Genomic DNA, 10,978 nt, shown 5'->3' on the forward strand with positions numbered 1-10,978 from the left:
TTAGAATTTAAGATTTACACCAAACATAAATGTACGTGGGCTTGGATAGAATCCAAGATCAATACCCGATGCCCAAGAGTAATCATCATTTCCACTGGCTCCAACTTCCGGGTCCATACCAGAATATCCTGTAATAGTGAAAGCATTCAATACAGAGAAATACAAACGTGCCTGAGTCAGAGGCATTTTAGGAAACAGATTCTTAAAATCATAACCCAATGTAATATTCTGCACTTTCAGATAACTTGCGTCTTCAACAAAAATATCCGAAAAGTTTTTCCAGCTATCACTCGTTTCCATACCTTCCAATTTAGGCAGACGGTTAGAAGTACCCTCACCATTCCAGCATTCGTATACTTCAGTTGTAAAGTTCTGTTTAGGCTCACCCAAATACTGACGATATGACTTAACGACCTGCTGTCCGAAGGCTCCGTTGGTTGTAACAGATAAATCCCATCCTTTATATCCTAAATTAAAAGAGAATCCCAAGCGGAAATCCGGATTTGGATCACCAATCATTGTTTTATCAGCTTCTGTTATGCTTCCATCACCATTTGTATCTACAAAAATCAACTCACCCGGAGCAGCAGTAGACAGCTTAGCCTTTGTAGCTGCCACTTGTTCTTCATTTTGGAAAACACCTGCAGTCTTGTAGCCCCAGAAATAACCGATAGGATAACCAACCTGAGCACGATAGATTTCTGTAATACCATAAGTAAGAACATCACTTGGTCCATGGATAATACCTTCTGTATTAGCAATACGAGTTACTTCATTTTTATTATAAGAAAGATTGAAGTTTACGCCATATTTAAAGTCACGTACCATATCATTCCAATTCAACGCTACTTCAAAACCCTTGTTTTCAATATCACCACCATTAATATAAGGAGCACCTGTACCATAAATCAAAGGAACTGGAGCCTGTACCAACCAATCCTTGGTTTTCTTATTATAATAATCGAAAGCAAAGCCCAAGCGAGAATTAAAGAAACGAGCATCAATACCTAAGTCAAGCTGTTCTGACGTTTCCCATGAAATATCTTCATTTGGCAATATATCGGCGTAAGCACCTGTAGACTGAGTAATTTTATCAGTGCCAAAAACATATGACTGATCGAAAGCTATAGTAGAAAGATACTGGAAGTTTGCAATATCAGAGTTACCATTTTGTCCCCAACTTGCACGGATTTTTAAGAAATCCATCCAATTCTTTACATCTTCCATAAATGGCTCATTGGTCATAACCCATCCAGCCGAGAAAGAAGGAAATACTCCCCAGCGGTTTCCTCTTGCAAAGTTTGACGAACCATCGGCACGTACCGTTGCAGAGAACATATATTTTTCCTTATAGTTATAGTTTAAACGACCAAAGAATGAAGCCAGACGTCCTGCAGTTTGCGGTTCCCCCGACAAAGTCGTTAAACCAGAAGTTATACCTTGCGCATTGCTCAAATAAGCATAATCAAATTTCCCAGGGAAAAGAGAGTTAGCATTCGTTCCGGATATAGTTTCACCAATGCCCCATTTTTCCATAGACTGACCAATAACAACATCTGCAGCATGATCATCTATCTTAAAAGAATAAGACAGCGTATTTTCCCATGTCCACGCCATATCAATTCCCTGATCTTGAGAAATCTTGTCATTTTTATTCTCTGAATTGGAAGCTAAATGAAACTTATCAGTATACGAACGATTGCTGACTGCATTAAAGCGATAACCAAAGTTCGTTTTATATTTCAAATTCTTGATAGGCTGAATTTCGACATAGAAATTACCACGAAAGGCATGAGTACGATATAAATTCTTTCCACGCTGATACACCATCGAAGCTATAGGGTTTGCTTCATTATTGTTAAAGCTCCAGTTATCGGCTACTTTATCATCATAGTCATAATAATTACCTTCACTGTCATAAACAGGAAGCAACGGGTTAGCCGTCAAGAAATTATGCACATCATTCCAGTAGATATTACCGATACCAATACCTGAGCGTTCGCTATAACTATACGACATATTCTCACCTAACTTGATAACATCAAAATCTTTATTTTTCAATATTACGTGATCTGAGTTTAAACGAGCTGTATAACGATCATAATCAGGCTCTACCGGAGCACCAATTATACCCTCCTGACTGGTATAAGAAAGTCCGAGAGAAAAGCGTGAATACTCATTTCCGCCCACCATATTAAAGGCATGATTCTGAGTAGGAGCGTTGTCATTTGTTGCCTCATCCAACCAGTTTGTTCCATTCCATGTACCATTCATTATCTGTTGATACTGAACAGGAATCAAACTTTCCCAATCATAGGCTCCGTCTTTGCGGTCCATTATTTCCATATACTGTTTGGCATTCAGTAATTCAGGCTTCTTGGCTATTTTCTGGAAGCCATAATAGCCATCATACGAAATATTTACCTTACCAGTCTTACCTTGTTTGGTCGTAACAAGAATAACACCGTTGGCAGCACGTGCACCATAAATAGCAGCAGAAGCCGCATCTTTCAAGACATCAATAGATTCTATATCGGCCGGATTCAACATATTTATATCACCTCCAGCAACACCGTCTATCACATACAACGGAGCAGAAGAACCAACCGTACCCATACCACGTACATTAACCTTATATCCTTCACCCGGCATACCAGAACTTTGTGTAATATTTACACCAGGACTTTGACTTTGTAATGCTCCCAAAGCACTTACAGTATTCAATTTCTGTAAATCTTCTCCTTTTACCTGAACAGTAGCACCGGTCACTAATTTCTTTTTCTGAACGCCATAACCGACGACTACGACTTCATCAAGGACTTCTGTATCCTCTTTTAAAATAACATTAAACATAGTCTTTCCTTCAACAGGAATATCTTGTGACTGATATCCGACAAAGGAAATCGACAAAACAGCATTACTCTCAACCTGCAACATAAAATTACCATCAAAATCGGTAATTGTACCATTGGTCGTACCTTTTTCAATAATACTGGCTCCAATAATACTTTCGCCTGCCGCATCTTTAACAACTCCTTGTACAGAAACTTTTTGCGCAAAAGCCCATAAAGGAACGAGGCACAATAGACATAACAGCCTCAACGATCTAAGAACAATTGTGTTTTTCATATAATATAATTTAATAAATACATCTTCAACATTCCATCCCAACTGCAACAAAAGTAATCGAAATACATCTGATACTATTTCTTCCATGTTACCCCTTATATAGCATTTAGTTACACCCGCAAACCCGAATGTTACATAAAATATCAAAAAGCGTACATCCATGTTCTATAGCACATATCAGGAGGAGCGAATATATATATCTTAACAATCAATAAGCTTAAAAATGGCGCAAAGATATAAAATTACACCAGCACCTCAACAAGCAAAACGGCAAATAAATAGCCCAACAAATTCATAGATGAATAATTTTTTCTGCTAATCAAAATATGATTCTAACGAATGATAAAAAAAAAGAAGGCAACAAACATAAGATTTTTTGTACAAAAAAAAATTGTTTCTGTACAAACTTTCAGAAAACATCAAGAGAAATTCTGAGAAGAGACAAAACAAACTTATCAAGACAATAGCAGTAATTAGGGATAACTATCAGCCAAACTCGCCCCGAACTATAGACAATAAAAATCCCCTCTATACTCTATCGCCATTCATACTTCAGTATTGACAGACGACAGAATATAGAAGGGGATAATCTTAATTTAATAATACTACACCTTTACTCAAGACAAATTAATATCCTGGATTCTGATATGCATCTTTTTCAGCTTCAGTCATAGTCATCGCATCAAGCTGCCCCTGAGGAATTGGCCGCAAATAATGATACTTTTCAATTGTACGAGTTATGGTCTGAGGAGTATGATCACCCAGTCCAGAACCACAAATCGTATAAGTAGCCGCCAGTTCATCCCACTTTTGAGTACGGACCAAATCAAACCAACGATAGCCCTCACCATAATACTCACGAGAACGTTCTGCCAGAATATAATCAATATCTATCGTTGCAGGAGTAGCAGCTACCATTTCTGCACTATAATCTGCTATTTTTTCAACGTTACCGTTATTACTCCATCTCCATTTACCCGCACGAGCACGGATTACATTTATCAAGCTACGCGCATCCATATTCGACAAAGCAGTTGCCCCCATTACATTTGCTTCAGCAGCAACAAAATAAAGTTCCGAGAATTTTGCGATATTAAACGGACGAGTACTACCTGCATTAGGCTGACCTGGGCCATCGCCATTATCAGTACGGTACGGACCAAGTTTCCAAAGTCCCGGATAAGACAAACGGCTTATTCCACTCGGAGCAATAACATAACTAGCCACGCCAGGAATTGTGCCGGCTCCAATACCATTACTTCCACCATCAGAAGGATAAGTTACTGAAGTAGAAGGTTCCTCATCCAGGAAAGTAAGAACTGCATCTCCCTCTCCGATCTTTAAATCATTAGCGCCAAGTACATAAGCATTTGTCAAACCTTCTTTTGACCAGTTTGCACGATATGCGGTCACAAATGTACCATCATAACGAGAATCATTTACTTTATCGCTAAATGTTTTTGTAATAGCTTCAATTGTAGGACACATACGAGTCCAGGGACGACCATAAGCCTGCTCAGCAACTCGACGAATCGGATTTATTTTTGTTCCATTATCCGAAACACAAGTAATAGTGGTATAGTTCCATGTCATCATCCATCCTGCAAAATTATCGGGAGCGCTACCACTTCCATAGGTTAAACTTCCCCCATTATAATATTCATCGGTTTCTGTATGATCAGCATATAGCATAATTTCCTTATTCCGATCATTAGAGCCCAAGTTTATATCATAATAATAATCAAGCAAGCCATAAGGTCCAGGATTCAAAATACCTTCTACTGCATAATCATAAGCTTTCTGAAAATACCATGCAGCATCATGTCCGTCGGGATCTGTACGATCACATTCAGGATAAGTAGGTATGTCATTAGGATTTTTCAACCACCAGGCATAAGTAAGATATGCTTTGGCCAAATAAAGACGGGCTACAGTTTTTGTCACTCCACCGGTTACGCGAGGTTGATCCGGCAATTCCTCGACCGCCTGCAACAAATCCGGAAAAATAGCTTTCGTATAAACTTCCGGTACTGTATTACGCACTGAAATACGCGAAGGGGTTATATTGAATTTCAGCTCACCAGCACCTAAATCCAAAGGCACTCCACCAAATGTCTGTACTAACTGAAAATAATCGAAAGCACGGAAAAAACGTGCCTCAGCAATCAATGAAGCAGAAATGCCAACTTCTGAGCCATTTTCTATAACTCCACTTGCCGTATTGATATTAGAATAAACAGCATTCCAAAGAACATCCGAACGGCTACTTGAAGCAGTTAGATTTCCAACGCCAGAAAAATCGGCATCTTTAAAATTACTATCAGCATCCTTCGCATAAGTAACTTCATCTGTACCTGTTTCACAAACGTTATAAAAATAAGCTTGACCATAGATATAACGCAGATGCGCATACATCGAGGTGATTCCACCTTCTACTCCACGTTCCGTCTTAAAAAAATTCGGATCATAAAAACTTCGAGGCTGTTCATCCAACAGATCGGAGCAAGAAGTTATCAAACAAAGAGTAACGACCGACATTCCGGCAATTCTTATTTTCTTAAATATTGATTTCATAGATTTTACAGATTTAGAAAGTTAAACTAATGCCAAACAGATAATTACGGTTCGATGGAGAATTCGTACCAATAGTCAGCAAACGACTAGGCATACTTCCTGTAGTAGCAACATTCTCATCGGCATAAGAGTTTGTTTCCGGATCCATTCCTGTTTCCTTATAATATGGAGAGCAGATAACAAAAGGATTCTGCACTGTGAAATAAGCACGCAACCCGTCTACTCCCAAACGGTCTAACCATTTCTGACCATTGAAATTATATCCTAATGTAATAGTACGTACTTTCCAGTATGAAGCATCAAAATATCCTAATGTTGAACCATATTTCGGACTATCGTTGCTCGTAATACCACCTGGCTTCGGATATTTAGCATCAGTATTTTCCGGAGTCCAATAATCAACATCGACCTGACCACGACGACCATTCAACATGTTCAGATAACCACTTGATGAGTATAATGTACTAATAAGTTTTCCTCCACACTTGAATGCTGTTATAACATTTAAATCAAATCCTTTATAAGCAACACGTGTACTAAATCCACCCTGGAACTTAGGTTCCATACTTATTACCTGACGATCTTCCGGACCTATCTGGCGAGTAGGAGTACCATCTTCATTATAATCTCCTGTATATTTTACTTTTATCATACCAACGTTACCGCCTGGTTCCAAAATATCCAGATACGGATCGCCTTCCTGCCAAAGGCCAATATATTCATAATCATAAATCACATCAATAGGATAACCTACAAACCAGAAGTTGTTTTCATCTTTTTCCTGACCAGAAGCCAATGAAACCAATTTATTGCGATTGGCTGAAATATTCAGACTAGCATCCCAAGTCCAGCCATTATGATTATCAAGAATAGTTCCATTCAAGGTTAATTCAACTCCCTTATTTTGAGTTTTACCAATATTTCCCATATAACTTCCTAAACCTGCAGTACTTGGAAGATTTACACTGAGCAACAAATCATTCGTTTTTTGTACATAGTATTCCAAAGTACCAGACAAACGTCCGCCCAATAAACTAAAATCAATACCATAATTCCATGTAGAAGAATATTCCCAACCCAATGAAGCATTAGGAGCTGTAGATACATAATATCCAGTAGCATAACCATTAGGCCCAAAGTTGTACGGACGAGTACTTAACTTTCCTAAAGTTGAATATGGGTCAACCACCTGATTGGATGTCTGTCCATAACCGACACGTAATTTCAACATATCCAACCAAGAAACATTATCCATAAACGATTCCTGACGTAAATTCCATCCTACAGAAACAGCTGGGTATGTATGCCATTGGTGTCCTTTTGCCAAGCGAGAAGAAGCATCTGCACGTACCGTTGCACTAAGCATATAACGATTGTCGTAAGTATACATTACACGTCCCATCCACGACATCAAGCCACTCTTCTGATAATTCCAATTATTAGGATCGACTGTAATAGTACCCTCTGCACGTCCGATATTATAATATTGAAAGTATTCGGCCGGAATATCCTTTGCAGCAATATGCGATTTTGTATACACCGTTTCTTCTGCCGAAAACATTCCTACAACATTTAATTGATGTTTTTCATTGAAAGTTCGATCATAGGTCAACAAATTCTCAACAGTCCAGTTTGTTGTTTCTTCATGAGCCAAAGCTGCCGTAGAAGGTGTATCTGCAGTAGAACTATTCACTCCTTCTCCTGTAAATTCACCTCTTTTGCTTTGACGATAGTTCAATCCTAAATTTACACGGTACTTCAAACCTTCTACCCAAGGACATTTAATCTCAGCAAACAAACTATTGTATGTACCAAATCCCTTGTTTTCATTAACCCAACTATCGTCTAAATTTTCCAATGTTTCCCGTGTTATAACATATTGTACGTCATTCGGCATCGTAACTGTACGCTTCAATGACCCATCTTCATTATAAGGACTAGCCAAAGGTGACATAGACAAAACGCCATACATACCCAACTGAGTACCTGTTGTTTCATTATAATTAGAATTTGTAGACATACCCAAACGAATATATTTACCTAAATCCTGCTCAAATGTACCACGCAATGAATAACGTTTGTAACCTTGTGTAGGAATCACACCCTGATCCTCATAATAAGAGGCGCCAAAGCTATAGCTGCCACCTTTTGTACCTCCGGTAACACCTATATCATGACTGGTCGTCATACCATTACGATAAAATAAATCCTGCCAATTTGTATTTGTATTATCAGACTCATCCAATGAATTTTGATATAAGCCAGCATCTTTACGCAATTGAGCATATTTAGGACCATCCATCATGGGATATTGCGAGAAAACGGTTTTTAAACCAACATATCCATTATATGTAAATTTAGCCGGACTTCCTTGTGCACCTTTATGAGTGGTAATAAGAATAACACCATTAGCTCCACGAGAACCATAAATCGCTGTCGAAGAAGCATCTTTCAAAATATCCATACTCTTAATATCACCAGGATTTATATCTGACAAATTACCCATAAAAGGTATTCCATCCAAAACAACCAAGGGATCATTTGATGCAGTCAATGAACGAGTACCACGAATTCGAATCTGCATAGAGGCCCCCGGCTGCGACGAAGTCTGTGCCATATCCACACCTGCAACGCGATTTTGCAGAGCATAAGTAATATTTGTTGCTGGAACTTCACGAAGTTTGTCACCACCAACAGAAGCTATTGAACCTGTAACATCAGACTTACGTGCAGAACCATAACCAATAACGACAACTTCATCAAGCGTTTCAGTATCTTCTTTTAGTATTATCTGAATTTTCTTTTTTCCTGCAACCGGAATTTCTTGAGTTTTATACCCTATATAAGAAATAACCAAAGTAGCATTTGCTGGCACCTCCAACGCAAAATTTCCATCAAAATCTGTAATAGTACCATTGGTAGTTCCCTTTTCTACTACACTAGCTCCAATAACCGATTCTCCAACTTTGTCCTTTACCGTACCTTGTATAGATACTTTCTGAGCTAAGACCCATAAGGGAATAAAACAGAACATAAATAATAGCCCTAACGGCTTTAAACAAAAAGTGTATTTACAAACAGTTGTTACTCAATATTTTGCAAACAATAAGTCTGAAATATGGTCGTAACATTTAAAGGAACATTCTAAAACGAGAAGATTTAATGATTTTATTATTTCTTAACCTATTGAGAGCGTCTATATAGGCATTTTCTTCTTTTCAAATCAATTTGATTTCGACATTCTACTTCTATTTAGCCAACTTTTTAAGCAATCAAAAAGATTATATTTTGTAACACCACTATTTGTATTTTTTGTTTGTCTTCTTATCCCAATGTGCACATGAGAAAGAGATAAAGCAAAAGAAAGTATATCCCAAATCTATTATTAGAGGGAGTGCAGTCTGACGCTTGCCCTATTTATCTTTGCTTTGCAAAATGAGAGTTCCTAAAATTAAAACAAAAAAGTGTGTCATTCTATTTTGCAATACTTCAGTAAAAATTTACCGAAGTATTGGATTTATGGATTAATATCTTTAGAAAAAGGCAAAAATGAATATTATCTCCTTAAAAGTGAATATTGTTCTATTTGGCTATCTCTCTATCTTTGCAGTTATTAGTGTGAAAGTATTGATATGAAACAACTGATGTTCATTTTTGCCGTTGCATGGGGTGCTGTAGTGGGCAGCCGTGCGCAAGAGGTGCTTACTTTGGATGCTTGTCTTCGTTGGGGTATTGAAAAAAACCTGGGTCTCCGAGGGCAGCGCAATGAGATTCGAAAAAGCAAATATGCTATTTCTGAAAACCGTGCCAAGTTGTTACCGCAAATTAATGGAGTGGCTAATTTTAACGACAACTTCGATCCTCCAGTGTCCGTAACAGATGGTTCTGCTTATGGTAAACCTTATAATGTAACCCAGACGCTGCAGTATAATGCCGCAGCCGGATTGCAACTTCAAATACCGCTCTATAATCAGACGGTTTATACCGCACTTTCCATTTCGAAGGTATTGGATGAAATCAGCCGTCTGTCTTATGAAAAAGCGCGCGAGGATTTGATGATGCAGATTGCTAAGATGTACTATCTGGGACAGGTCACGGCCGAGCAGATAACGCTGGTTAAAGCCAATATTGCGCGTCTGGAGGAATTGCGTGACATTACGGTGGCTTTCTATGACAATGGCATGGCTATGGAGGTGGATGTGAAGCGTGTCAATATAAACCTGGAAAACTTGCAGGTACAGTATGACAATGCACAGGCCATGCTGGCTCAACAGCTGAATATGCTGAAATATGTGATGGATTATCCGGCAGAGAAAGATATAGCGCTGGAACCGGTGGATGCTGAAACTATTGCTCCGATTGAATTGACCGGCTTGTCCGAAAATCTGTATGAGCTTCAGTTGCTTCAGTCGAAGAGTGACTTGGCAGAACGGCAGAAAAAGATGATTTTCCATGGATACATTCCTTCACTTACATTGACGGGCAGCTGGATGTATACGGCTTATACGGATAAGTTTCATCATTGGTTTCATTCCGGACCCTCCAATCACTGGTATCGTTCTTATGGTTTAGGCTTAGCACTGCGTGTCCCTATTTTTGATGGATTGGATAAGAGGAATAAAATTCGCAAGGCGAAAATTGATCTGGAGAATATTCGTTTGTCGCAAGAGAATACGCGGAAGAATCTGGAGACACAATATGTCAACGCTACGAACGATTTGATGAATAACCAACGCAATTTCAAGAAACAGAAGGATAATTATCTCTTGGCGGAGGATGTCTATGAGGTAACATCTGACCGCTATCGGGAGGGTATTGCCTCCATGACAGAGGTTTTACAGGATGAAATGCGTATGAGCGAAGCGCAGAACAATTATATCAGTGCGCATTATAACTATCGTGTAACTCACCTTGCTTTGCTGAAGTTGACTGGACGTGTAGAAAGTCTGCTGAAGTAAGTTCTCAATTATTTTATTCATAGTCAATGATTAACTATCAATTTAAAACATATGGAAACAACAGATAAAAACTGTGCTGCAATGAGCACACATCACGAACAGGCTAAGAAATTGAAAAAATTGCGCACCCGCCAGCGTGTGGTAAGCCTAATTGGTATAGCTATTTTAGTTTGGGGAATTATTCAGGTTGCTTTCTTGTTTTTTGATTATAAAAACACAGAATCCAGTAATGATGCTCAAATAGAGCAATATATCTCGCCGGTTAATCTGCGTGCTTCAGGTTATATCAAGAAAATCTATTTCACCGAACATCAGGA

Annotated in this window: 4 protein-coding genes and 1 pseudogene; 2 read left to right on the top strand and 3 right to left on the bottom strand. The window is 38.6% G+C overall.

Annotated features, from left to right (window positions below; all coding sequences use genetic code 11):
• The 3 genes from ACZM60_RS02225 to ACZM60_RS02235 all read right to left on the bottom strand — a co-directional run bounded on the left by ACZM60_RS02225 (position 1) and on the right by ACZM60_RS02235 (position 8,737).
• Entirely contained in the window at positions 1–3,129 is a 3,129-nt protein-coding gene (locus ACZM60_RS02225) for a SusC/RagA family TonB-linked outer membrane protein (RefSeq protein WP_489520684.1), read from the bottom strand.
• Between the two features lie 627 nt (positions 3,130–3,756).
• Positions 3,757–5,703: a RagB/SusD family nutrient uptake outer membrane protein gene (locus tag ACZM60_RS02230; protein WP_489520685.1), complete on the bottom strand. Its 1,947-nt coding sequence runs from the start codon at positions 5,701–5,703 to the stop codon at positions 3,757–3,759.
• A 13-nt stretch (positions 5,704–5,716) separates the two neighbouring features.
• The gene (locus ACZM60_RS02235) at positions 5,717–8,737 is read right to left on the bottom strand and encodes a SusC/RagA family TonB-linked outer membrane protein (protein ID WP_489520686.1); all 3,021 of its coding nucleotides are present in this window, start codon (positions 8,735–8,737) and stop codon (positions 5,717–5,719) included.
• Positions 8,738–9,335: 598 nt separating this feature from the next.
• Between ACZM60_RS02235 and ACZM60_RS02240 the strand changes: the two genes are divergently transcribed.
• Both ACZM60_RS02240 and ACZM60_RS02245 read left to right on the top strand, forming a co-directional pair.
• Complete coding sequence (locus ACZM60_RS02240; RefSeq protein WP_489520687.1) at positions 9,336–10,661, top strand: TolC family protein; 1,326 nt, start codon at positions 9,336–9,338, stop codon at positions 10,659–10,661.
• A gap of 51 nt (positions 10,662–10,712) precedes the next feature.
• Positions 10,713–10,978, top strand: a pseudogene (locus ACZM60_RS02245) (HlyD family secretion protein); the annotation flags it as partial.

This window comes from Phocaeicola sp. (genome assembly GCF_057861905.1).